The organism is Thiothrix unzii (assembly GCF_017901175.1).
Taxonomy (GTDB): domain Bacteria; phylum Pseudomonadota; class Gammaproteobacteria; order Thiotrichales; family Thiotrichaceae; genus Thiothrix; species Thiothrix unzii.
Genome location: NZ_CP072793.1, coordinates 1,241,171 through 1,264,111 on the forward strand (window position 1 = coordinate 1,241,171; position 22,941 = coordinate 1,264,111).

General features: G+C 53.4%; 23 protein-coding genes. 4 read left to right on the plus strand and 19 right to left on the minus strand.

Features of this window, described 5'->3' with window-relative positions; genetic code table 11:
• Positions 1–53 precede the first annotated feature (53 nt).
• The 9 genes from J9260_RS06455 to J9260_RS06495 form a co-directional block, all read right to left on the minus strand.
• Positions 54–1,265 (minus strand): NnrS family protein, encoded by a 1,212-nt coding sequence (locus J9260_RS06455; RefSeq protein WP_210220200.1) that lies wholly within the window; start codon positions 1,263–1,265, stop codon positions 54–56.
• A gap of 124 nt (positions 1,266–1,389) precedes the next feature.
• Positions 1,390–1,758 carry a group I truncated hemoglobin gene (locus J9260_RS06460; RefSeq protein ID WP_202716653.1) on the minus strand — a complete coding sequence of 123 codons (369 nt, stop codon included), beginning with the start codon at positions 1,756–1,758 and terminating at the stop codon, positions 1,390–1,392.
• On the minus strand, positions 1,755–2,813 hold the full coding sequence (locus tag J9260_RS06465) for a tellurite resistance/C4-dicarboxylate transporter family protein (RefSeq protein WP_210220201.1): 1,059 nt from the start codon (positions 2,811–2,813) through the stop codon (positions 1,755–1,757). Before J9260_RS06465 ends, J9260_RS06460 begins: the two co-directional genes overlap by 4 nt.
• A complete protein-coding gene (locus J9260_RS06470) occupies positions 2,810–3,511 on the minus strand; it encodes an ABC transporter ATP-binding protein (protein ID WP_210220202.1) in 702 nt (233 codons plus the stop codon). The genes J9260_RS06465 and J9260_RS06470 overlap by 4 nt, the downstream gene beginning before the upstream one ends.
• Positions 3,508–3,960 carry a hypothetical protein gene (locus tag J9260_RS06475; protein WP_210220203.1) on the minus strand — a complete coding sequence of 151 codons (453 nt, stop codon included), beginning with the start codon at positions 3,958–3,960 and terminating at the stop codon, positions 3,508–3,510. The genes J9260_RS06470 and J9260_RS06475 overlap by 4 nt, the downstream gene beginning before the upstream one ends.
• Positions 3,961–3,962: 2 nt before the next feature.
• Entirely contained in the window at positions 3,963–5,156 is a 1,194-nt protein-coding gene (locus J9260_RS06480) for an ABC transporter permease (protein WP_210220204.1), read from the minus strand.
• The gene (locus J9260_RS06485) at positions 5,153–6,325 is read right to left on the minus strand and encodes an efflux RND transporter periplasmic adaptor subunit (RefSeq protein WP_210220205.1); all 1,173 of its coding nucleotides are present in this window, start codon (positions 6,323–6,325) and stop codon (positions 5,153–5,155) included. The genes J9260_RS06480 and J9260_RS06485 overlap by 4 nt, the downstream gene beginning before the upstream one ends.
• Positions 6,322–6,942, minus strand: coding sequence for a TetR/AcrR family transcriptional regulator (locus J9260_RS06490; RefSeq protein ID WP_210220206.1), 621 nt, complete (start codon positions 6,940–6,942; stop codon positions 6,322–6,324). Before J9260_RS06490 ends, J9260_RS06485 begins: the two co-directional genes overlap by 4 nt.
• Positions 6,943–7,021: 79 nt before the next feature.
• Positions 7,022–8,701: a nitric oxide reductase activation protein NorD gene (locus tag J9260_RS06495; RefSeq protein ID WP_210220207.1), complete on the minus strand. Its 1,680-nt coding sequence runs from the start codon at positions 8,699–8,701 to the stop codon at positions 7,022–7,024.
• Between the two features lie 16 nt (positions 8,702–8,717).
• Here J9260_RS06495 and J9260_RS06500 point away from each other — a divergent pair, with 16 nt between their 5' ends.
• Positions 8,718–9,410 carry a Crp/Fnr family transcriptional regulator gene (locus tag J9260_RS06500; protein ID WP_210220208.1) on the plus strand — a complete coding sequence of 231 codons (693 nt, stop codon included), beginning with the start codon at positions 8,718–8,720 and terminating at the stop codon, positions 9,408–9,410.
• On the opposite strand, the gene J9260_RS06505 is transcribed toward J9260_RS06500, so the two are convergent.
• The 3 genes from J9260_RS06505 to J9260_RS06515 are packed head-to-tail and all read right to left on the minus strand — an operon-like array spanning position 9,407 to position 11,049.
• Positions 9,407–10,195 (minus strand): CbbQ/NirQ/NorQ/GpvN family protein, encoded by a 789-nt coding sequence (locus tag J9260_RS06505; RefSeq protein WP_210220209.1) that lies wholly within the window; start codon positions 10,193–10,195, stop codon positions 9,407–9,409. The genes J9260_RS06500 and J9260_RS06505 overlap by 4 nt on opposite strands.
• A 1-nt stretch (position 10,196) precedes the next feature.
• On the minus strand, positions 10,197–10,445 hold the full coding sequence (locus J9260_RS06510) for a cytochrome C oxidase subunit IV family protein (RefSeq protein WP_210220210.1): 249 nt from the start codon (positions 10,443–10,445) through the stop codon (positions 10,197–10,199).
• A 4-nt stretch (positions 10,446–10,449) separates the two neighbouring features.
• A complete protein-coding gene (locus J9260_RS06515) occupies positions 10,450–11,049 on the minus strand; it encodes a cytochrome c oxidase subunit 3 family protein (RefSeq protein WP_210220211.1) in 600 nt (199 codons plus the stop codon).
• 141 nt (positions 11,050–11,190) lie between these two features.
• On the opposite strand from J9260_RS06515, the gene J9260_RS06520 reads away from it, so the two are divergent.
• Positions 11,191–13,104 (plus strand): TonB-dependent receptor plug domain-containing protein, encoded by a 1,914-nt coding sequence (locus J9260_RS06520; RefSeq protein WP_210220212.1) that lies wholly within the window; start codon positions 11,191–11,193, stop codon positions 13,102–13,104.
• Between the two features lie 55 nt (positions 13,105–13,159).
• Here J9260_RS06520 and J9260_RS06525 read toward each other — a convergent pair whose 3' ends face one another.
• The 6 genes from J9260_RS06525 to J9260_RS06550 all read right to left on the minus strand — a co-directional run bounded on the left by J9260_RS06525 (position 13,160) and on the right by J9260_RS06550 (position 21,318).
• Complete coding sequence (locus tag J9260_RS06525; protein ID WP_210220213.1) at positions 13,160–14,938, minus strand: nitrite reductase; 1,779 nt, start codon at positions 14,936–14,938, stop codon at positions 13,160–13,162.
• A gap of 84 nt (positions 14,939–15,022) precedes the next feature.
• On the minus strand, positions 15,023–15,934 hold the full coding sequence (locus tag J9260_RS06530) for a 4Fe-4S binding protein (protein WP_210220214.1): 912 nt from the start codon (positions 15,932–15,934) through the stop codon (positions 15,023–15,025).
• 8 nt (positions 15,935–15,942) lie between these two features.
• Positions 15,943–16,665: a glutamine amidotransferase gene (locus J9260_RS06535; RefSeq protein ID WP_210220215.1), complete on the minus strand. Its 723-nt coding sequence runs from the start codon at positions 16,663–16,665 to the stop codon at positions 15,943–15,945.
• Between the two features lie 124 nt (positions 16,666–16,789).
• Complete coding sequence (locus J9260_RS06540; RefSeq protein WP_210220216.1) at positions 16,790–18,163, minus strand: cbb3-type cytochrome c oxidase subunit I; 1,374 nt, start codon at positions 18,161–18,163, stop codon at positions 16,790–16,792.
• A gap of 11 nt (positions 18,164–18,174) precedes the next feature.
• Positions 18,175–18,609, minus strand: a complete 435-nt coding sequence (locus J9260_RS06545) for a c-type cytochrome (protein WP_210220217.1) — start codon at positions 18,607–18,609, stop codon at positions 18,175–18,177.
• A gap of 192 nt (positions 18,610–18,801) precedes the next feature.
• Positions 18,802–21,318 (minus strand): cellulase family glycosylhydrolase, encoded by a 2,517-nt coding sequence (locus tag J9260_RS06550; protein ID WP_210220218.1) that lies wholly within the window; start codon positions 21,316–21,318, stop codon positions 18,802–18,804.
• A 143-nt stretch (positions 21,319–21,461) separates the two neighbouring features.
• Between J9260_RS06550 and J9260_RS06555 the strand changes: the two genes are divergently transcribed.
• On the plus strand, positions 21,462–22,076 hold the full coding sequence (locus J9260_RS06555; protein WP_210220219.1) for a TetR/AcrR family transcriptional regulator: 615 nt from the start codon (positions 21,462–21,464) through the stop codon (positions 22,074–22,076).
• Between the two features lie 46 nt (positions 22,077–22,122).
• On the opposite strand, the gene J9260_RS06560 is transcribed toward J9260_RS06555, so the two are convergent.
• Positions 22,123–22,356 carry a WGR domain-containing protein gene (locus J9260_RS06560; RefSeq protein ID WP_210220220.1) on the minus strand — a complete coding sequence of 78 codons (234 nt, stop codon included), beginning with the start codon at positions 22,354–22,356 and terminating at the stop codon, positions 22,123–22,125.
• A gap of 144 nt (positions 22,357–22,500) precedes the next feature.
• On the opposite strand from J9260_RS06560, the gene J9260_RS06565 reads away from it, so the two are divergent.
• Positions 22,501–22,941, plus strand: coding sequence for a hypothetical protein (locus tag J9260_RS06565; protein WP_210220221.1), 441 nt, complete (start codon positions 22,501–22,503; stop codon positions 22,939–22,941).

A 22,941-nucleotide genomic window follows, 5' to 3' on the forward strand; every position in this document is an offset into this window, starting at 1 on the left:
TCTACAGTAAAGTTACAACCATAACTTTACTGGTTTTACGCCAGCCGCTTTATTCAGCCGTAACGCCCATCCACACGCGGTTTGATCAGCATCGGCGCGTACAGCCACACAAACAGGGCGAACGCTGCAATCCAGATAAATTGCGCACCCAATATCCAGAAGGCGTAAAACTGCGGCAACAACCACACCGCCACCACCCGCACCAGCGTACCGATGAACAACAAACCGAAAATAACGCTGACCAGTGGCGGCGGCTCCGCCACATTACGCCCGGTATGCCCCAAGGTCACACGCGCCATCATCCCCACCGTCAGGGTAGCAATTCCGCCATACGCAAACGCATGAACCGCCAAAAACGGTGAAATTCCCGCCGCCACGCTCAGAAATTTCAGCGCAAAACCCGCAATCAACCAGCCATACGCCAGATACAGCACCCACAACAACGGTTTTTGCCAGATATTGGGGTGATACCAGCCCCACAAACGCAAAATATGTAACGGCACTTGCACCAATGCCAAAAGTGCTGCCGCCCACGCTGCGCCGCGATGACCACTTGCCATTGCCAGCAAATCCGCCAGCATAAACAGCAAAAACAAAATCAGGCTGGCGCGATCAATCCACGAATGGTTCTGCGCAGTAAACGGGCAACTCACGCCACGTTCGATGAAAAACGGGATTACCCGCCGCCCCATTGTCAAAATCAACGCTACAATGACGTAAAAACCCGCATACAAACCCAGTTGCATTCCTTGCGCCCAAATACCCAGCAAACCCAGATAAAACAACGCATTCGCCAGCAACAGCAAGCCAACCTTGCCCACAATCGCCGCTTGATTCCATTGTTTCGCCCGGATAATGGGCAATGCCGCCGCGATCAGTAAACCCGTGAGCCACAACACATCCAACACTGCTGTCCACACCAGCGGCAACCCCGTAAACGGCAATACCCGTGCTGCCAACCATAACCCCGCCAACAGCAGCAATGGCGTACCACTCAAGGTTTGTTGCCCTGTCCAGTTTTTGATTGCTGTTAACAAAAATCCCGCCGCAACCGCCGCCGCATACCCAAATACCATTTCATGCGCGTGCCACGTTATCGACGGGTAAGCACTGTGTAAGCCTTGCCAGTTAAAGCTGTAAAGGGCAGTCCATAACAACATGCCCACCACCGCATACAAGCCCGCCGCCAAAAAGAACGGGCGGAAACCCAGATGGGTAAACGCATGACGCTGTGACGCGGGCGGGGTAATCTCCAGTTTGATCATGGCGAAGTTTTCTCACTAATAAAGTTGATGTAAACACTAGGGTAATCGCATGGGGTGGGCGTTGATCTACATCAAGTGTCATTTTGGGTGCGAATGGCATTGCACCACCCGCACACGCTTTAGTTTACCGACACAATACGTCAGTACGGGTACTTTCGACGATTGCACCCGCGTCCGCGATAATGTCTTCCGGCACATTCAAATCACGCAAGGCTTTGACCAGATTTTCCACGGTGGCATCGAAATGCACATCAGAAAGCCCCATGTGATCGACCATGTGCTGGTGAGCGGAACGCATGTCCTTACCCGCATAACCGCCCTCCGCGCCCAACGCAAAGGAAATGAAATCCTTTTGGTGTTGGCGTTGCTTTTCCATATTGATATTTGCGAAAAAGTGTTTGACGCGATCATCTGTCAGCATGTATTCGTAAAAACGATCAACCGCTGCATCCACTGCGGCTTTACCACCAATACGCTTAAAAACATCTCTCATTGTGAGCTTTCCTTGTGACTAAAAAACATGAATAAAACTAACCCCAGCAATACCAAACACCACACGGCAAAACCCACCCACACGATCAGCAGTGAAATCCACTGCAACGGTGGAAACTCCGCCGTCAAGCCCAGCCGGAAACTGGCAACCGCATACATCCCCAGCGGAAACACCATGCTCCACATCGCAGGCTCGTAGCGTAACGGGTAACGTTTCACCCCGTGCTTCCACACCCCAAAGATCACCAGCATCGGAATCCACCAAGTTGCCCACGACCACAATAGCATTGCCACGCCGTCAATAAACGGGTGCAGGGCTTGTAAAAAGCTCAGGGTAGTCGAGGTTTGCAACAACACCGTTCCGGCATTCACCCCTGCCGCTGCTGCACCCATAATGACCCACAACAAGGGCGAAGTGTCTTCCGGCTGAAACCGTTGAAAGAAGATTCGATAGCAGAATAAGGTGACAAAAATCCCGTACAACACCAGCCCCAGCAGCCACAGCAAATGCACTTCCACCAGCATGTAATCGGTGTACATGCCCAAATCCGGCGCAACCATCACCCCCAGCAATACCAGCGATTGCGTGGCAATAATCGAGGTCAACCAATCGCCATGCACCACATTCACGGTATGCGGATGCGTCAAAAATGTCAGCACGCTAAAACTCAGGTATAACAGCAACGACCACACCACAAAGGCAAACGCCCAACACGCCAACGCCAATTGTGGATAGCCGTGTTGATGCAACAAAATGCCTACCACATTGGTCGATACCACTACGGTAAAAAACGCAAATACCCGCCGGATATTCAACAAGTCGATTTTCACTGCTTGCGGAAAACGCCATAAACGCCATGCACTCAAGCCCAGCATCACCACCCACGCCAGCAATGTGGCGGCGAATAATCCCTTAGCCAGCACATTCTGCCCGATCATATCGAAGGCAATACTCAAAATGCCGCTCGCCATTGCCACCGCAAAATAGCCCGGTGGCAAGCCTTCCAGCCAGCGCAGGGCGTTGTTATTTTTTGAATTTTCTGGCGCATTGTTCATGTGCTCACACTTTCCTCATACGTTTTGCCATCGCGAATATGATATAGCCGCTTAAAGGTCGGAATAATCTTCTCATCATGCGTGACCACAATAATCGCGGTTTGATGCTGTTGCGCCATGTCGTTGAGGATTTTCACCACCGCCAATGCCCGTTCGCCATCCAGCGGCGCGGTGGGTTCGTCGGCAAGAATCACCGGCGGATTATTTGCCAATGCCCGTGCAATCGACACGCGCTGTTGTTCACCACCCGATAATAACGATGGGTTGGATTTCGCGCGATGGGCTACGTCGAGGGCTTCGAGTAATTCCAATGCACGACGGCGGGCTTCCTTGTTGGATTTGCCTGCCAGCATCGGCAACAGTGCCACATTGTCGGTCACGTCCAGAAACGGGATCAGGTACGGGGCTTGGAACACAAAACCGATGCGGTCGCGGCGTAAGGTGCGCAAGTCTTTCACCTTCCAGACCCCATCGAAAATGGCTTCGCCGCCTAAAAACATCTGCCCAGCGGTCGGGTCAATGACCGCACCCAGACTTTTAAGCAAGGTACTTTTGCCCGAACCGCTGGGGCCAACCAGCCCGACGACTTCGCCGGGGGCAATGCGCATATCCACGCCCTTGAGCGCGTCCACCGCCGTGTCGCCGCTGCCGTAGCGTTTGCATAAGCCGCGCAATTCAATCGCCGGAGTGGTGTTCATGGCTGCCAACCGGGGTGGTTGAAGAGTTCGGGGTACTGTTGCAAAGCGTGCTGGATGCGTTCCACACCATCGGGCGAATCAGGGGCTTTGTTGAGCATATCTGCCCCCGTCAATAATTGACTGATAATGCCGTGCAAGGCTGCATCTGCTTGGGAATCCAGTTTGCAGTTAGTAATCAAGTAGTCGACTTGTGTCTTGGTGGTGCTTGCCAAAGCTGTGCCCTGTTGTTGGCTGGCGGCATCGCGAATCCGCAACATCCCGGTGCGTAAGGCTTCATCGGTTTCCCAGCGTTGCCCGTTTACCTGCGGTGGGGCGGCGGTGTCGTGTGCATGAGCGGCGTGTGCCTCATGATCGGCATTATTTTCATGGGAATGGTACAGCCGCGCATACACACCGCCACCCACTAACAGCGCAACGGCAATCACGGTCACTAAGGTTTTACTGTTCATATTCAGCCTCCTATGGCTTCAGCGGGATCAACTTTTAACGCGGCGCGAATCGCCATGACGCTCGCCAGCGTACACACCACCACGATCACCAGCAGCCCTAGCACAGCATCCAGCGGTAACAGCAAGACGTATTTGGGGAAAACAGGTGCCCACAAGGTCGCCACCGTTTTGCCGATAATGAAACCCACCAGCCCCAAGCCGAGGGATTCCTGCAAAATCATCCACGAAATCGTGCTGTTGCGCGTACCGATCAGCTTCAACACCGCAATTTCGCGGATTTTGCCCAGCGTCATGGTGTAGATAATGAACGACACAATCGCAGTGCTGACAATGGTGAGGATGACGAGAAACAACCCGATTTGCTTGGCGGAGGTGGCAATCAGTTTTTTCACCGAAATCTCTTCCATGTCGGCGTAGGTGTAGGCTTGCAGGTGTTTCCAGCGTTGGATGTCTGCCGCCAATTGCGCCGCATCCCACCCCGCTCGCACTTGCACCAGCACGGCATTGACGTTGTGGCTGGTGGTTTGGCTCATCTGCACCGCTTCCAGCAAACCCGGCACATTCGGGCGGTTGAACGCGGGGTTGGCGGCGGTACGTTCACGCCCGCTCACAATCGCGTCGTTGTCTTTCTGGAACTGCGCCGCCTGCGCATCCGCCAGCGGGATAAACACCATCGGGTCGCCGCCGGATGACACGGTGCGCTGGCTCAAGCCGACAATGGTGTATTCGTTGCGGCGAATGCGGATTTTTTCGCCCAGCTTGAAACCGGCTTTCACGTCCGCCACGGCTTCGTAGTGCGAACGGGTCACGTGCCGTCCGGCAATCAGTGACGGCGGCGCACCCGGTTGCCCCGACTCGAAACCGACCACCATCACGCGGGTATCCTTGCCCTGATGCTGCACCTGCATAGTGAAATAGGTGACATTGGCGGCTTGTTGCACCCCCGGCATTCCCAAAATGCTGCGGTACACATCGTCGGGCAGGCTGGACGATTCGGCGTAAGGCCCTTGGGTGTCTTTTTGCACCACCCACACATCCGCCTGACTGTTGCGCAATAACACTTGTGCGTCGTCCACCATGCCGCGAAAAATCCCCGCCATCGACAGCGTGACCCCGATCAGCAAACCCAAGCCAATGCCGGTGAGGACGTATTTTGACCACGAATGCGCAATGTCACGGGCGGCAAGGCTGATCATAATTGCGCTACCACCTTGATTTTGCTGTCGGTACTGAGGGCTTTGCTGGTGTAGACCACGATCGTGTCTTCTGCTTGCAAGCCGCTGAGGATTTCTACCTGACCGTCGAGCGAATGGATGCCGGTTTGCACCGGGGTGAATTGCAGGCTGTTGTCAGGGTTGAGTTTCCATACGCCGGATTGCCCCGTTTGTTGCTGAATGGCGGCGTTGGGAATCACCAGCGCGGAATCTTTTTGTCCGGTTTGCAGGGTGACTTCTGCCAGTTCGCCAGAGGATAACGCGGCGGGAACAGGGGTGAACGCGATGCCGACAAGGCGTTCTTCGGTGACGCTATCGCTTAACGGTTCGATACGTACCAGCTTGCCGGGTAAGGCTTGTTGCGGGGCGGAACGCAGGGTGATGCTTGCCGTTTGACCGGCTTGTAAACCTAGTGCAAGGCTTTGGTCGATGCGGGCTTTGACCCAATAGCTTTGCGGGTCAGCAAGGGTGAGAACCGCCTGACCTGCAACCAGCGTTGTGCCCGGTTCGGCATCGCGGGTGGTGATCATGCCTGCAACGGGCGCGGTCAGGGTGAGGTTGGCTTGTTGCTGGCGCAAGGCTTGTTGTTCGGCTTGCAGGCGTTGCTGTTCCTTTTTGGCGACAGCGGCGGCGGCATGGCTGGCTTCCACAGCGGCGTTGGCAACGGCTAAATCTTGCTGGCGGGCATCGCTGCTGCTTTGGCTGACGAGTGCTTTGGCGGCAAGGATTTGCTGACGCTGGGCTTCGTGCTGGGCAAGGGTGAAACGGGCGTTCGCTTCCTTGGTTTGCGCGTTGGCACTGGCGATGCTGGCAGTGGCGCGTTCGGCGGCTAAACCAGCGGCTTGAATGCGGGAATCGAGGTCAACCGCATCCATGATTGCTAAGGTTTGCCCCGCTTGCACGCTGTCACCGACATCGACCAACACTTGCTGGACGCGCCCCGCAGCCGTGGGGCCGATGCGGTAGTTGTAACGCGCTTCCACCGTGCCAATGCCAAACACGCTGGCACTGATGGCTTGGTTTGTGACCGTCGCTACCGTGATGCGGGTAGCTGCCATTGGCCCCTGTTGGGTCACGACCCAGCCAAAACCGCCCAGCACCACCACGCCAATCAGCGGTAACAAGATTTTTTTCAATAACGGCGATGTCATGGCGCAACCTCCTGACGGATAGCACTTAAATACAATGCCCACACGCCTGCCATCATGGGCTGAATGCTGGTGCTTGAACCCAGCGACATGGCTTGCATCACCAAGCCCTGAATCGAGCCGATGAATAAGGTGGCAGCACTGCGTTCATCCAGATTTGGCGAGACTTGCCCAGCGGTTTTGGCTTGCTGGAGTACGCGGATCAGAATGCCGCTGTAGGTTTGCAACATAACCGCTACTTGCTGCTTCACAGGTGAATCAGCGGGTTGTTGCAACTCGTGGAAAATGAAGCGCGGTACGCCGGGGTTTTCCTGCACAAATTGCAGGTGGGCGCGAAAAATGTTACCGAGGCTGGTCAGCGGGTCGGGGGATGACTGCGCCGCCGTTTGCACCAATGGCATCAAGGTAGCTTCCAGCCATTGCGCCACGTTCAACCAGATCGCCTGTTTATTGGGAAAGTGACGAAAGACTGCGCCTTGGCTCAAGCCGACCGCTTTGGCAATGTCGGTGGTGGTAATGCTGGCGGGTTCTTGCTGGGCTGCCAGACACAGCACAGCTTGCACCATTTCGGCTTGGCGGGCTTCGGCTGGTTGGCGTAGGGAAACGGTGGCAGCATTCATGGCAGGTATTCCAGTGTTTATGTTAGCGAGTACTTACTAACATAATGCGACGGACACGGGCGGAATGCAACCCCTGCGTTTACCGCCCGGTCAGCAGCGCATACAACTGCGGCAATTTCTGTGGCAACTCTTCCGCCTTTTTCACCAGCACCCAGCCGTTTTGCCCAAACAAACGCGGCAAGTAATCTTCTGCCTTGTCGTCAATGGTGACGCAAAACGGTTTCAAGCCTTTGCGCCGCGCTTCCTGTAACGCCATGCGGGTGTCTTCCAGCCCGTAACGCCCTTCGTAAATATCGAGGTCGTTGGGCTTGCCATCGGTCAGCAGCAATAGCAGTTTTTGCTGCGACGGTTCGGCTTCTAGCAATTGCGTGGCGTGGCGGATCGCAGCCCCCATGCGGGTGTAATAGCCCGGTTGGGTCGCCATAATGCGCCCGCGTACTTGCGCGTCGTAGCGTTCGGTAAACTTTTTCAGGTGGTAAAAGCGCACGTTCTGGCGATTGAGCGAGTTAAAGCCGTACAGGGCGAAACGGTCACGGGTAGCACTTAGGCTTTCCGCAAACAGGATTAGCGCGTCACGCACCACGTCCACCACCCGTGAGGTATTGCTGACCCAACTGTCGGTGGACATCGAAAAATCCGCCAGCAACAAACACGACAAATCGCGTCCTTGCTCGCGGCAATCGCGGTAGACCATCGGCATATCGACTTGCCCGCGCTGGCGTTCGGTGAGGTGCAGGATGTAACTGTCGGTGTCGAGTTCCGCGCCGTCTTGCTGGTGGTTGCGCCATTCGCGGCGCGGTTGCAGGGCTTCAAAACGGCGGCGTAGTTGGCGGGCGGCGGCTTGCAAACGGGCGGGTAAGGGGAGTTCTTGCGCTCCACGCGGCAGCATGATTTGTAGGCGGCAATGGTCGGGCAACAGGCGTTGCTTGCGGTAATCCCATTCGGGGAGTGGGATGCCTTCACCTTGCGGAATGTCGTCGTACTCGGCGTTGGGTAAATCCAGATCGAGTTTGATTTTCTGGGAACTGGCTTTGCGGTCACGCGCTACGGTGATCACGTCCATGTCTTCAGCAGCGCGGGCGGCATCGTCATTGGGGTCTGCGTCGGTGGTGCGGTTAACGGGGGTGTATTCTGTCCATGAGAATAGACTTTCGAGGCGGAATAGTAATAAGCCGCTGTTGCCGTCGGGCATGTCGGTGCGTTCGGCGCGTTGGCGTTTGCTGCTGGCGGTGGGGGCTTGGCTGTTGGGGTTGGATTCGGGAGGAGCGGGTGCTGCTAAGGAAACCGGCGTGGTGGGTTGTGGGGTGTTGGGTGGCGGAATGAGGGTTAGGGGGAGTTCGGTGGCTTCGGGGTGTAGGGTTTGCCATGCGGAGAGGAGGCGTTGATGGCGGGATTTTGAAGAGGGCGTATGCCATACGCCCCTACTGCCTAACACTGCCAACCACAAATACATTTCGCGATTCAATTCACGTTGTGGGAATAGGGCGATGCTGTCGGGCAAATTCAGGCTTTCCGCATCACGCCATGCTGCTTGCATTTTCAGTCCTGTTCCGGCAATGCGTTGCATGAGATTGCGCGGGGCATTGCTGGCAACGTCAGTACTTTGACGGATTTGTAAACCCGCATCGCCGCTCAAGGCGCGTAACACAATGCCAAGGGTTTTACGTATTTCATCCAAATTGACCTGCGCTTGCGGGTAATCATGGTTTACACTGCGTGTTACCCACTGGTGCCAAACTTTACCAACCCATTCTTCCATCGTTAGCCTTCACTACATGAAATTTGATAATTATACATTGACCGTTTTGCTCCGCTCACCGCTGTTTCGCGCCCTTGAACCGGATCAGTTCAATGCGTTGGTGGATACGGCGCATTTGTACACCTTGAACGAAGGCGAATTCCTGTTTCGACAAGGCGACCCGCTGAACGAGGTGTTCGTCGACATCAAGGGCTTTATGAAACTGTTCCGCCTGACCCCAAATGGCGATGAGAAAGTGGTGGATATTATTGCGCCCGGTAGCAGTTTCGCCGAAGCGGTGCTGTTCATGGGCGGGCGGCAGTATCCGGTACACGCAGTAGCACTCAAGCCAGCGGTGGTAGTGGGGATTAATGCGGCGCAATACGAACAGATGCTGCGTTCTTCCATCGACCTGTGCTTCGGCATGATGGGGTTGATGAGCCGCCGGATGCACTGGCTGCTGAACGAAGTGGATCGTTTGACGCTGCATAATGCCACTTTTCGCCTCGTGATTTGGTTGCTGGAAATGCGGTGCAGTGATGCTGCTTGTGACCGCATTGTGCTGGATGTGCCGAAGCACGTCGTGGCTTCGCGCCTGTCGATCAAGCCGGAAACGTTTTCGCGCATCCTCAAACGCCTCACCAGCCAAGAACTGATTGCGGTGAATGATCAGCACATTACCTTGCTGGATGTGGCTGCGCTGGAGGCGTTGGTACGTATCGAGCTTTAGGCGAAAAATGTATTAACCACTTCCATCAAGGCTTCCACCGTTTCGGGGTCATCGGTTAGCGGCTCGACCAGCGCGGCGCGACAGGCGGCGAGTGGCTCGAAACCGTCCTGCATCAGCGTGGCGGTGTACACCAGTAAACGGGTGGAGGCGGATTCTTCCAGATCGTGCTCTTTTAGCACCCGCAAGGCATTTGCCAGCTTGACCAATTGCGCGGCGAGCTTGTCATCCACACCCGTTTCTTGCACTACGATACGGGTTTCGACTTCGGGTTTTGGGTAGTCGAAACGCAGTGCCAAGAAACGTTGGCGGGTGGAGGGTTTCATGCCTTTGAGCAAATTCTGGTAGCCGGGGTTGTAGGACACCACCAGCATGAATTCCGGCGGCGCGTGCAAGGTTTCCCCGGTACGTTCAATGGGTAAGATGCGGCGGTTGTCGGAGAGTGGGTGCAAAATCACGGTGGTATCTTTGCGGGCTTCCACCACTTCGTCCAGATAACAGATTGCACCTTCGCGCACCGCACGGGTTAAGGGGCCGTCGTTCCAGTAGGTTTCGCCATCGCCGATCAGATGCCGCCCGACCAAATCCGCCGCGCTTAAATCGTCGTGGCAGGCAACCGTGTACAGCGGTCTGCCCAGCTTGGCTGCCATGTGTTCGACGAAGCGGGTTTTGCCGCAACCCGTGGGGCCTTTGAGCAAGACGGGTAATTGGCGGCGGAAGGCGTGTTCAAACAGCACGACTTCCTGTGCTTGTGCTTGGTAATGTGGAAGGTTCGAGTCTGTAACCATTTTATACGCCTATCCAGTAAGCTAAAAAAATTAAGCCGATGACTAGGACTAACCAGCCATGCACCAACAGTCGCCAGCGCATTGCCACCCCGCGCAAGCCCATAAAATCCGCAATTACGAAATGCCCTTTGACAAACACCGAAATCAGCAATGCCGCCACGAGCCATTGCCCGCTATAACCCACGTACCCCGCCCACCACGTCAGAAAGGTCAACACCACCAATAACAACCACACCAGCCACGTTTTCATGTCATCACCTCATCACGTAGACCAGCGGAAACAATACAATCCACACCAAATCAACCATGTGCCAATACGACGCGCCCGTTTCCACACCCGTGTGTTGCGTGGCGGAATAGTCGCCCGTATGCGCCTTCCACGCGACTGCACCCAAAATAATCATCCCCATGATGACGTGCATGAAATGAAAAAACGTCAACGACAGGTAAAACATATAAAACGTATTGGTGCTAAGGCTAATGCCGTGCGCAAATTTGTCGGCAAATTCCACCCCTTTCAGGAGCAAAAATACCGCCCCACTCGTCGCGCCCGCCAGCAACCAATTGCGGCATAACACGCTATTGCCCGCTTTGACCGCCTGCACCGCCAACACCACAAACAAACTGCCCGTCAGCAAAATCACCGTATTCGCCGCACCAATGTCACGGTTCAAGGTTTGCTGGTAGTGATTGAACAGCTCCACATTGCTGCTGCGGGCAAAGGCGTAAGAGGCGAAAAACACCGCGAACACCAGCAGTTCAGCGAGGATAAAAAACCACATCGCCAAGTCCCCCGGCAGGGGAACAGGGCGAGGTGGGGAGGAGGAAACCGATGGCGTGTTTAATAAACTCATGGCGTGCAGCTTAGGTCAACGAAACACTGCCAACATTGACTCAAGTCAAGATCAGTATTCCCCACTTAACTCAAGTCAAGGCACGGCTTACTCACTGTTGCTTTACTGGTGGCATTCCTCAACCTCCAAGGAGTCCGTGTCATGCCGAAAAAATTACTCGCGATCCTCATCGCCGCTACCAGCCTGAATGCCGTTGCTGATACCCCTGACACCCTCGATGACATTACCGTGACCGCCACCCGCACCGAGAGTAAAGTCAAACAAGCTCCCAGCAGTGTCACCGTGATGACCCGCAAGGATATTGCCCAAAAAGGCGGTGAAAACGTGCTGGAAACCCTGCGCGGCACACCCGGTATCAACCTGCAAGGCGTTGGCTCAGGCGGACGCAAAACCATCAGCTTGCGCGGGCTAGAAAGCAAACACACCCTGCTGCTGGTTGATGGCAAACGCCTGCCTGCCAGCAACGATGTCATCGGCCCCAACACCGACTACCAATACGACTGGATTCCGGTCGAACAAATCGAACGCATCGAAGTCGTGCGCGGCCCACTATCCGTGCTGTACGGCTCGGACGCACTCGGCGGTGTCGTCAACATCATTACCCGCAAACCCAGCCAAACCCCAACGGGTGATGCCAAACTTGCCAGCCGCACTGCCTCCGGTAACGCTGGTGGTGATGGTTATGACGTGGAATTCAACCTCAGCGGCGGGGTACGTGACAACCTGCAACTCAGCATCGGTGGGCAACAATCGCGCCGTGCCGCAGTCACCAGCCAGCTCGACCCACGTCAATCTGCCATCGAAGGTCGTGACAAACAGCAAGTCGCCCTCAGTGCCGACTGGCAACCCGCAGCCGGTCACAACGTCAAGCTGGAACACAGTGCAGGGCAGGAAGAACGCTGGTATGACACCGTGACCCGTACCAACACACCTTACCAAAGCCGTTACAATCTTGACCGCCAACAAACCTCACTGAGCTGGAAAGGCTCGCTAGGCAACACCGTATCGTCAGTGCGTGCCTACCAAAGCAGCGTTGACATCACCAACCACGCCACTGCGCCCGGCACTGCCACTGACCCGCAAACCTTGCAAGACACCGTGGTGGAAGGCAATACCCGCTTCACCCTCGGCGACAACCATTTCATCACCACCGGCGTAGAACACCGCACCGAACGGCTGGAAAACCCCAAACTTTCCGGCGGCAACGCCGAAATCACCCTCAAATCCGCCTACGCCCAAGACGAAATCGCCGTCTCCGAGCGTACTCACCTTACCGTCGGGGTGCGCCAAGACGAACACGATACCTTCGGTGGCGAAACCAGCCCGCGTGTTTCAATCGTTCGCGATGTCAACGACAAACTGACCCTCAAAGCCAGCTATGGACACGGTTTCCGCGCCCCGACCATCAAACAGGTATCCCCCGGTTACAGTTTCCAGACCGGCAAAATCCTCATCAAAAGCAACCCCGACCTGCAACCGGAAACCAATGACGCGCTGGAACTGGGCGCAAGCTATAGCAACGGCAAACTCAACCTCAATGCTGCTGTTTTTGATAACAAGGTGAAAAACCTGATCGACACCCGCCTGAACAGAACGCTTGCCGGTGGCGTGCAGGAGTGGCTTTATGCCAATACCGACGAAGCCCACTTGCGTGGCGCAGAAATTTCCGCCGACTTGCCAATACATGAGGGGCTAAAGCTCAACACCAGTTACCAATACCTCGATGCCAAAGACGGCAATGAGCAACGGCTGGAACGTCGCCCACGCCATACCCTATCCGCAGGCGTTGCATGGGAGAAAAACGGTTGGAAAACTAACCTGCAAGCCGAACACCTTGCCGATCAAACCATTGCTTCACCCACGACAGGCATTCAGGCAGACGTGCCGGATTACACCCTGTGGAATGCTGGTGTGCGCAAAGCTGTCAGCAAGTATCTGGAGCTTGGGGTCGGTATCGAAAATCTGACGGATGTCCGGTTGGAAGAAAAATCCACCGCCTTCCGCCATGAAGAATACCCACGGACGGTGCGGCTGGAACTCAAAGGAAGTTTCTAAATAAAAAAGGGCGGATAAATTATCCGCCCCCTTGCCTCACTAGCATCGCCTATTATTAGTAAACGTCGTTCACCGTGTTGTACACGTTGAATTTACCCGTCGGGGTAATCAAACGGTCATCCTTGATGACTTTCTTGAGTTTGCGGGTCTTGTCATCGATAACAACAACTGCTGACTTTTGGTTTTTCCCGTTCCACACCGATACCCAGACTTCATCGCCCGCTTTGTTGTACTCAGGTTGCACCACCCGTTTTGGCCCCTCACCCAATTCTGCCCATTCGGCAATCGGCAAGGCTTCAAAGCCTTTACCCAGACCGTTGATGTCAAACACCGCCAATGACTGGCTGAGTTTTTCATCGGGATTCAAGCCGGTGTCTACCCACAGATTGGTGGATTTGGGGTGCGTTTTGATGAAGAGTGAACCACCACCTTGCCCTTTGAGGGTTTCGACCACTTTCCATGCATTGTCTTTGTGGCCTTCGGGATCAGTGCCGATCAAGGTGATTTTTTCATTACCCAACGCACTGGTTGCCCAGACAGGGCCGTATTTGGGGTGAGTGAAATTCGCGCCACGTCCCGGATGTGGAATTTTATCCACGTCAATCAGTGCCGAGAGTTTGCGCTCTTTCGAGTCGATAACGGCTACCTTGTCGGACTGATTCGCTGCCGTCAGGAAATAACGGTGAGTCGCATCCCAGCCGCCGTCATGCAGGAAGGGCGCGGCAGGAATGGTGGTCACACTCAGGTTATCAATGTCTTCGTAATTGACCAGCAAGACTTTGCCAGTTTCCTTGACGTTGACAATGAATTCGGGGTGCTCGTGCGAGGCAACAATTGCCGCCACACGCGGTTCAGGGTGGTATTCCTGTGTGCCGACGACCATGCCACGGGTGGAAACGATTTGCTTGGGTTCGAGGGTATCGCCTTCCATAATCACGTACTGCGGTGGCCAATACGAACCGGCAATGGCGAATTTGTCTTCAAAGCCTTTGTATTTGGAAGTATCCACCGAGCGGGCTTCCATCCCCACTTTGATTTCCGCCACGGTATCGGGCTTTTCCATCCACAAGTCGATCAGGTTGATTCTGGCATCGCGTCCAATCACGAACAGGTATCGCCCAGAGGCCGACAGGCGCGAAATATGCACTGCATAGCCGGTCTTGATAATATTGATGATTTCTTTGGTGTCGCCGTCAATCAGGGCGATTTCCCCCGCATCGCGCAAAGTCACTGAGAACACGTTCTCAAGGTTGTAAGTATTCATCTGCTTAGTGGGGCGGTCTTCCGGTTTGACCACCATTTTCCAGCTTTCTTTCATCTCCTTCATGCCCCATTCGGGCGGTTGGGGCGGCTCATGCTGCACATAACGCGCCATCATATCCACCTGTTCGGGGGTTAAATCACCGGATGTTCCCCAGTTCGGCATCCCCGCAGGTGAACCGTAGTTGATGAAGGTTTTAAGGTATTCCGTGCCTTTAGCACGTGTAATATCGGGGGTTAGCGGTTTGCCTGTCGCACCTTTGCGTAATACACCGTGACAACCGGCGCAACGCTCAAAAAAGATTTGCTTGGCTTGATCGAATTCCACCACCGTCATGGGCGGGCCTTCGGAAGTAATCATGTTTTTGGCGGCTTTGGGGTCAACTGCCGAAGGCGCACCCTGATAGCTACCTTGAGCAGCTTCAACGTGATCCTTGGCATTGCTTGCTTTGGCTTCGGCCTTGTGAACCGCCGCAGGGTCTTTAGGGTCGGTGACTGCCGCAGTTTCGGCGTGGATAAGCGTGGATGCTGACAAAATTGCAGCAACTAGCAGACTCAGTGAAAATAATTTCATAGAAACGCCTCCCGTTTCTCGTGTTAAGTAATCGTTACCCAACGCTATACTGCTACCCCCTGTAGAGTTATACCTTGATCTCGGTCAAGTGTGTTTTTCCACAATACCCGCACCTTTCGCTACCACTTTGGCACGTTCGCCATTCACCCATTGCAATAATGGAACACTACTGGCGTGTTCCTGCACCTTGTCGCAGGCATCAATACAGCTATGGCATTGGGTGCAAGTGAACATATTGCGCTTGATGGTGCGTGGTTTCAGGCGCATCGGGCAGGCATGTTCGCAAGACGCATCGCAATCGCTACACAGCTTGGCACGGGGGCTATCGAAACCGACCACCAAGGCTTTGCGGTTTGTCATCCAGATAAAACTTTGTGCAACCCCAAGAGCGCAACCGAAACGGCAAAACAAATGCCGCGCTAAGGTAAACTCAAGCGTCAGCAATACTGTACCTACCCCAATAAACAAGGCTTGGTTGCGAGTTAGCGAAAGTGTCAGCAAGTTGGTGTAAATTTCTTTGGGTGGCAACAAATACGTCAACAACACCACAGCCCACACCAATGCAATGACGACCGCAGCCCCCAGCGTCACCGACCAATACCACGGATTAAGCGGGACGTGTGTTCCATCTGCTTGCTGTTGCGGTAATGCCTGCTTTTCCCACAAGCTGGGCTTGCCAGAAGCACGGCGCATTAAACCGTTAAGCAATTCCACCATCGCAAAATGTGGGCATAACCAGCCGCAATACAAACGCCCGTACTTCCATGAAATCCAGCCACCCACGCCTACAACCAGAAAAATTGGCAGGAATATGCGCAAGAAAATACTGCCCACCATGTCGAGGCTGTCACTTTGCGCAGTAAAACCCAGCCGCCAAGGTTCACCCAAAAAGAACAGGTGATTGACAGTCAGATCAAACCGGAACAAATCCAGCGGCGGGGCAAGTACAAATAACGCAAAAAAAGCCACACGGGCTAACAAACGGTAATGTTGCATATTCACACCTAACTGGCACATTGCCCCGATTCAAGCTCATCCAGCCATGCGCCAATCACTGCTTCACCGGCTTGACGCAAGGCTGCACCGTACTCGGCGGCTTGCTGACGCAATTCCGACACATTAATTCCGGCACTTAATAATTCAGTGCAATGCCCAATTAACCATTGTTCAATACGGCTGGTATCCGCCTCCAGATGAAATTGCAACGCCAACGCATAATTGTCCACACTAAATGCCTGATGCGGACACAGTGGTGTTTGTGCTAACGATTCCAATCCCGCCGGAATCTCAAACTGGTCGCCGTGCCAATGCAAGACAGGTAAGCCCGCAGGCAAATATTGCAATACTGATTGACTACCCGCCACCGTCAAGATCAACGGTGCAAAGCGGATTTCCTTGGTGGGCATGGGCGCAACTTGTGCACCCAATGCACGCGCCATCAATTGCGCACCCAGACAAATACCCAACGTGGGCAATCCTTGCTGTAAACGCTCAGTGATTAAGGTCACTTCAGGGGTGAGGAAAGGGTACAAAGCATCGTCATATGCTCCAATCGGTGCGCCTAATACTACCAGCAAACCAATTTGTGCATTGTGCAGGTCGGTGAGTGCATCGACTCCAACATCACAATAATGCAGGGTATAACCACGCTGTTCCAGAACGGGTTGCAAGGTTCCCATATCCTCAAACGCCAGATGACGAATGGCGACTACCGTTTTGTGTGGCATTACAAATACTCCTTGTCCTAAATAAAAAAACCGGCTGGAGAGGGGACTTCAGCCGGAATGAATGCCGTCTTTATCACAGATACCACCAAAGGAGTCGACGGCTCGACACTACAGAAAAGGTTTTTTACGCTTTTTGTGTCTTGCGATCCGGCAGGAAACTCAAGGCAAACAGGATTACCCCGACCAGAAACACCACGCCAGACACTTCACGCATCCAGTAGAACAGGTTAACTTTCTCTTGCACCACCATAAACGCTTGCGGCGCATCGCTGTAACGTTGCAGGTAAGTTTGCAAAATGCCTGCGCCCGTCAGGAACAAGGTAATGAACACCATCGACACGGACATCAGCCAGAATGACCACATTTCCATGACTTGCTTGCTGTTGCTCTTCGCCTCTTGTCCGCGCATGAGCGGAACAGCGTAAGAAATAATCGTCAACACCACCAGAACATACGCGCCGAAAAACGCCATGTGACCGTGTGCCGCCGTTAATTGCGTACCGTGGGTGTAGTAGTTGACGGGGGCAAGTGTGTGCATAAAGCCCCAAATACCTGCACCCAAAAACGCCAATACCGCCGTACCCATTGCCCACAACACGGCTGCTTTGTTGGGGTGTTCGCGCTTACGTTTATTGATCACATTGAAGGCAAACAGCGTCATAATGAAGAACGGAATCGGTTCAAGTGCCGAGAAAATCGACCCCCACCATTGCCAGTATCCCGGCGCACCAATCCAGTAAAAGTGATGCCCTGTACCGATAATGCCGGTAATCAACGCCATCGCAATGATTACATACAACCATTTTTCAATCACTTCGCGGTCAACACCGGTGACTTTAATCAGCACGAAGGCGAGGATGGAGGCCAAAATCAGTTCCCACACGCCTTCCACCCACAGATGCACCACAAACCACCAGTAGTATTTGTCCTTCACCAGATTGTCAGGATTGTAGAACGAGAACAGGAAGAACACTGCCAACCCTAACAAGCCCGTTAGCAACACGATAGTCACCACTGTTTTACGCCCAGTCAGCACGGTCATGCCAATATTGAACAGGAAAGCCAAAGCGACAACGACAATGCCAATTTTGGTAATGGTCGGCTGTTCGAGAAACTCACGCCCCATTGTCGGCAGCAAATCATTGCCGGTAATTTGCGCTAAAGTCGCATACGGCACAGACAGATAACCGACCACGGTTAATAAGGCTGCGCCCAGAAATACCCAAAACATCAGCACCGCGAGTTTCGGGGAATACAGTTCACGCTGTGATTCTTCTGGCACGAGGTAGTAAGCCGCGCCCATAAAACCCATCAACAGCCACACGATCAGCGAGTTGGTGTGCACCATTCGTGCCACGTTAAAGGGAATTTCTGGGAATAGAAAATCGCCCATGACGTACTGCAAGCCCATGACCAAGCCGAACAGCACTTGCACCACGAACAAACCAATAGCAGCGAGAAAATACAGCTTCGCCACCGACTGGGATTGATATTGCATAATTGTTCTCCTTAACCCTGAATGTTAGGTGGCCAGTTTTCGGTATTGATTTCACTGGTGTATTTCAGGAATTCAACAATCTCGTCCAGTTCCGCATCGGTGAAATTGAACTGCGGCATACTGCGGCGACCGGGGATGCCATCCACGGGTCGGCTTTTGATGAAGCCCTTGATCGCTTCCTTATTTTCGCCGAAACGCTTGTAGACATTGCCAAGTTCGGGTGCGAAATACGCGCCTTCACCCAGCAAAGTGTGGCAGCCGATACAGTTATTGCGTTCCCACAAGCGTTTGCCTGCGGCAACCTGTTCGGTAATGTTTTGGTGGTTGTCACGCGCAGGCCAAGCCTGATGCGTGTCGAGTGTCAGGGCAAGAAAGAGCAGCAGGAAAAATGCCGAGCCGCCGTAGTAAATATTTCTCGCCATGCTTTTGGTGAAAACTTCTTGCATGGTGTGAGTCCCTCCGTAAAAAAGTGTTACGGGGAGAGGGTAACGAAACCCTGTGGGTGTCAACCTTGACTCAGATCAAGTACAAGAATGCGACTGCATCCATGATGAGGTTAAAATATGAGCAGTCATAGAATGCATCAAGGGGAAAACTTACGTTTTCCCCCAACTTTTCGTGTGACACAATCAGACGGATTATTTCACCGTCAGAGCAACGGTTTTGCTGTTGTTGGTTATGCTGCTGTCCCCGGTGTCGGATACGGCTTTACCATTAAGGGTAAGGCTACCAGCCACCGCTGGACGTAGGTAAATGTAACGGTTACGGGAAACGCCTTTTGCCAGATTACCAAAACTGCACACGACTTCCGCAGCAGCAGGCACACATTCCGCCGCACCGGATATCCAAGTGGTATTGGCAGGCATAGGCAATACAAACCGTGTATTTTTCGCTACATCGTTACCGTTATTTTTCAGCACAAAGTTAAATCCGGCGGAACTGCCTTTGGTAACACTGGTAGCGGTTGCCTTAAAGGTAGTCAATGCCATATCCGCATTGCCTGTAACAGGTGGGGCAGCGGCAATGGTCAAACTCAAAGCTTGGATGTCGGATAAGCCCTGATCGTCAGTCACTTTGACACTGAAACTGGCTGTCCCTGCTGTGGTGGGTGTACCACTGATGACACCTGCTGCACTGAGGGATAAACCCGTTGGCAAACTCCCGCTGCTGACCGACCAGTTATACGGTGCTGTACCGCTGCTGGCTTGCAAGGTTGCGTTATAGGCAGTTTGCGCTGTCCCTGCTGTCAGGCTGATGGTGGTGATGTTCGGTGGTAAGACAACGGGTTGTGCCGCTACAGTCATGCTGACGGCTTGGGTATCAGTGACATTATTTGGGTCGTTCACCGCCAGCGTGAAGTTAAATGCTCCCGCCGTGGTCGGTGTACCGGTAATTTTGCCGTCGCTGCCCAACGTTAAACCTATGGGCAAACTGCCTGCTGCCACTGACCAAGTGTACGGTGATGTACCACCGCTGGCACTCACTTGTGCCGAATAAGCCGCACCCACTGTCCCATTAGATAGATTGGTGGTGGTGATGTCCAACGCTGGAGGTGGCGGCGGTGGGGGTTCAGTACCGTTAATCGCGGGCAATGCCGCCTTAAGCGGTTCGGTGGTTTTGGTGTGTTCATTGGGGTAACTGTTCCAGCTACGGTAGATACCAAAGTTATTTTCGTTATAGTGGAACAACTGGCGGCTGATACCGAAATGGTCAAACGCGGCATTGGCGTGTTGCAACCATGTTACGCCGTTGACACCTGCCAATTCGTATTTCTCGAATGTGACCCCGTATTCACCGATATTGAAGGGTACGGTAAAGCTGTCGGTGGCGGCATCATAGAACTCGGTCAAGCCTTCCCCATTTCTCAAAAGCTGTTTGAACTGCGCCAATGTACCCACGTAAGGTGTGTTGTTGGTGTGCGAACCTGCCCAACTCCACGGTTCATACCAGTGAACATCGTACAGGATATTGTTGTCCGCTAGTTTATACATACCGATGTCGCTGGGGTGGAAAGACACTTCCACATCAATCAGGTGATTAGGGTCAACAGCGCGAATTTTGTTAATCAGAGTTTGGGCGTAGATAAACCAGTTGTTGATATGCGGTTCATTAATCAGGTCATAAGCCACAATGGTGGTTTCATTGCGGTAACGTTGGGCGATGGCAACCCACAAATCTTCCAAGCGTTTTTTCAGGTCAGCGCGACTACCGAACCCGGTGAAATCGTTGCTTTGGTAGCCGCCGGGCGGGACGTGCATATCCAATATTAGGCGCAAGCCGTTTTGTTTAGCCCACTGGATATGCCGGTCAACCAATGCCCAACCTTCATTCTTGTAAACACCGGGCGCAGTATTACTCTCAAACAGGTTGTAAGACAGCATTAGGCGCACACTGTTGAAGCCGAGGTCACGGATTTCCTTGTAAGACGCTTCATCAACGTTCTTGTACTTGAAATCATCGAGGGGCGGCGGTGGGTCAACATCAGTACCCAGATCATACAAATAAACGTTGACCCCTTTCATCAGGAATGGGGTTTTCTGTGACCCCATCACTAAGCGATTGCCATCTGCATAGACTAATGTTGAGGTATCCAACGTTGCTGGTGGTTGGTAGCCAACCTCTTCTGTGGACAGCGGTTTTACAAACGCTTCATCTACTTGGAACGGTTTATTGGCAGCAGTGCCGCTAATACAGACTTTGAGCGTATCGGTGGGGGCAAAACTGGCTTGCCACACCCCAAAAACCCGTGTCCATTTGTCGGGATAAACCTTGGCATCGTAGCTAGATTGCTCGCCGTCTAAAGTAATCGGGGTGGCTCCGTTCTTGATCAAACCAAAGGAAAGGTTGGCAGAACTGCCCACGCCACTGCTCAAGCGTACCCGCGCCCCAAATTCGTAGAGTGTGCCATTTTTCAGGTTAGCGGTGTTTAAGGTGTACAGTGCCCCGGTAGGGCATCCGCTATAGGCGGAATCGACCTTCATCCCGGCTTGACCAGCATACGCGGCTACCGGGTCAAGGGTGAGGATGGATTTGGTGCTTGTCCACGGCAATACACCGCTTTCAAAACCACCATCGGTAATCAGATTGCCCGCTGTGGCAGCTTGTATAGCTACAGCCAATGGCAAGACATAAAAACATGCCTTGTAGATTTTCATGGAAATTCCCTCGCAATTATCGCCTTCGTGTAGAATCGTTTACATTGTTATTCCTTTTTTGTTCTTAAATCAGAAAAAACAATGTGAACGATATTCACATTTATCATGCTGGGAAACCCTGAGATTTGTCAAGTTTTAAGCATATGCAGGAAAAAAGAACCTCTTACCACCATACTGACTTGGCTGAAGCCTTAATCAGGGAAACGGATATGTTGCTGGCAGAAGGAAAGCTGGATGACATCACCTTGCAGGAACTCGGCAAACGCTTAGGGGTAGCTCCTTCAGCCCCCTATCGGCATTTTGCCAGTAAAAACCTGTTGTTTTGTGCGGTGGCAACCCGTGCCTGTGGGCATTTCCGCGATTTGCTTCATGCTGTGCGTATTCAGGTGGGCTTGCCCCCAGAAGTGCGTTTGCAGCAGATGGTGATGACGTATTTCAGCTTTGCGTTGGAAAACCCCGACCGTTATCGGCTGTTGTTCCGTGAGCCGTTAGTGGGAGAAAACCAAACCCCGGCACTGGCGGAGTCCCGCGCCCGTTCATTTGAAGAACTGCTGCTAATGCTGGCGGAATGCCAGAATGCGGGTGTCATCCGGCAAGATGATCGAGAACAACAAGCCCTGTTTGTTTGGTCAACCATGCATGGCATGAGCAGCTTATTGGTGGACAAACACCTGCGATTGGGGGAGACGCAAGACAACTGCATTGCGTTCCTGTGTGAGTCAATCCTGCGTGGTTTGGCAGTTTCCACACTGCCATGAGGTATTGTTATAAAGAGAGAATAAGCAAAAACTATCAGGCTTGAGTTTAAATAATGAGCGTATACCCCCTACGCAGCCTCTCCTTACCGATCTGCTCCAACCGCTGCGTAGCCACTTGCCAACAAGGCACTAACTCCATTTTGCTGTTACCACGCGCCGTATCCAAACTGCCCCATGAGCGAACCATGCACAAGTCACCGAACAAATCTGGTGCAATGTCCACACGGTAATAACGCCGTTTAACGGCATGGCTCCACGATTGGCTAATGCTGTTATTCATGCCGGTCATGCTAGGCACAAATCAATAAAAAACGCAATAGTTTGCCGTGCCGCACTACAACCACCTCAAACGTCACGCTATTTATTAAGTATTGCGCTCTCCGTTACCCTATGGCATTCACTTAACCAACACAAAGTAATCGCAGTGACGGATACCACCACCGAACAACTCACCCAGCACCTGCACCGACTCGGTTGGCAGGATTACCTGCCTGCCTTTATGGCATTACTCCACCGCTTTGACGGCACTGAGGCGTGGTTTGATGACGAAGAACACGACAGCCTGCCGTATTGCCTGCTAACGTGGTTAGCATCCTTGACCAGCACTGAGACAAAACCTTTGCCGCTGGCACTCTTTGCGGTACGCCATTGGCCCGTCGCTGCATTTCGGGCAAGGATTGATAGGCAAGTGTGGGATTACCGTAAGCTGACCTTTCAGCAGTTTTGCGGTGATACGCCGCTCAGTGAAATTCACGTTTGGTTGCATTGCAGACACCACCAACGCCAACATTCAGAATGCTTTTCCTTGGCTCAAGCGGTGGGTTTTCTGCGCCAGCACCGTCAGCCACCGGGTAACACGGAATAA

Excerpts from the sequence above, each read along its gene's own strand:
- J9260_RS06455 (WP_210220200.1), bottom strand. The coding sequence starts at position 1,265 with ATGATCAAACTGGAGATTACCCCGCCCGCGTCACAGCGTCATGCGTTT.
- J9260_RS06460 (WP_202716653.1), bottom strand. The coding sequence starts at position 1,758 with ATGAGAGATGTTTTTAAGCGTATTGGTGGTAAAGCCGCAGTGGATGCA.
- J9260_RS06465 (WP_210220201.1), bottom strand. The coding sequence starts at position 2,813 with ATGAACAATGCGCCAGAAAATTCAAAAAATAACAACGCCCTGCGCTGG.
- J9260_RS06470 (WP_210220202.1), bottom strand. The coding sequence starts at position 3,511 with ATGAACACCACTCCGGCGATTGAATTGCGCGGCTTATGCAAACGCTAC.
- J9260_RS06475 (WP_210220203.1), bottom strand. The coding sequence starts at position 3,960 with ATGAACAGTAAAACCTTAGTGACCGTGATTGCCGTTGCGCTGTTAGTG.
- J9260_RS06480 (WP_210220204.1), bottom strand. The coding sequence starts at position 5,156 with ATGATCAGCCTTGCCGCCCGTGACATTGCGCATTCGTGGTCAAAATAC.
- J9260_RS06485 (WP_210220205.1), bottom strand. The coding sequence starts at position 6,325 with ATGACATCGCCGTTATTGAAAAAAATCTTGTTACCGCTGATTGGCGTG.
- J9260_RS06490 (WP_210220206.1), bottom strand. The coding sequence starts at position 6,942 with ATGAATGCTGCCACCGTTTCCCTACGCCAACCAGCCGAAGCCCGCCAA.
- J9260_RS06495 (WP_210220207.1), bottom strand. The coding sequence starts at position 8,701 with ATGGAAGAATGGGTTGGTAAAGTTTGGCACCAGTGGGTAACACGCAGT.
- J9260_RS06500 (WP_210220208.1), top strand. The coding sequence starts at position 8,718 with ATGAAATTTGATAATTATACATTGACCGTTTTGCTCCGCTCACCGCTG.
- J9260_RS06505 (WP_210220209.1), bottom strand. The coding sequence starts at position 10,195 with ATGGTTACAGACTCGAACCTTCCACATTACCAAGCACAAGCACAGGAA.
- J9260_RS06510 (WP_210220210.1), bottom strand. The coding sequence starts at position 10,445 with ATGAAAACGTGGCTGGTGTGGTTGTTATTGGTGGTGTTGACCTTTCTG.
- J9260_RS06515 (WP_210220211.1), bottom strand. The coding sequence starts at position 11,049 with ATGAGTTTATTAAACACGCCATCGGTTTCCTCCTCCCCACCTCGCCCT.
- J9260_RS06520 (WP_210220212.1), top strand. The coding sequence starts at position 11,191 with ATGCCGAAAAAATTACTCGCGATCCTCATCGCCGCTACCAGCCTGAAT.
- J9260_RS06525 (WP_210220213.1), bottom strand. The coding sequence starts at position 14,938 with ATGAAATTATTTTCACTGAGTCTGCTAGTTGCTGCAATTTTGTCAGCA.
- J9260_RS06530 (WP_210220214.1), bottom strand. The coding sequence starts at position 15,934 with ATGCAACATTACCGTTTGTTAGCCCGTGTGGCTTTTTTTGCGTTATTT.
- J9260_RS06535 (WP_210220215.1), bottom strand. The coding sequence starts at position 16,665 with ATGCCACACAAAACGGTAGTCGCCATTCGTCATCTGGCGTTTGAGGAT.
- J9260_RS06540 (WP_210220216.1), bottom strand. The coding sequence starts at position 18,163 with ATGCAATATCAATCCCAGTCGGTGGCGAAGCTGTATTTTCTCGCTGCT.
- J9260_RS06545 (WP_210220217.1), bottom strand. The coding sequence starts at position 18,609 with ATGCAAGAAGTTTTCACCAAAAGCATGGCGAGAAATATTTACTACGGC.
- J9260_RS06550 (WP_210220218.1), bottom strand. The coding sequence starts at position 21,318 with ATGAAAATCTACAAGGCATGTTTTTATGTCTTGCCATTGGCTGTAGCT.
- J9260_RS06555 (WP_210220219.1), top strand. The coding sequence starts at position 21,462 with ATGCAGGAAAAAAGAACCTCTTACCACCATACTGACTTGGCTGAAGCC.
- J9260_RS06560 (WP_210220220.1), bottom strand. The coding sequence starts at position 22,356 with ATGAATAACAGCATTAGCCAATCGTGGAGCCATGCCGTTAAACGGCGT.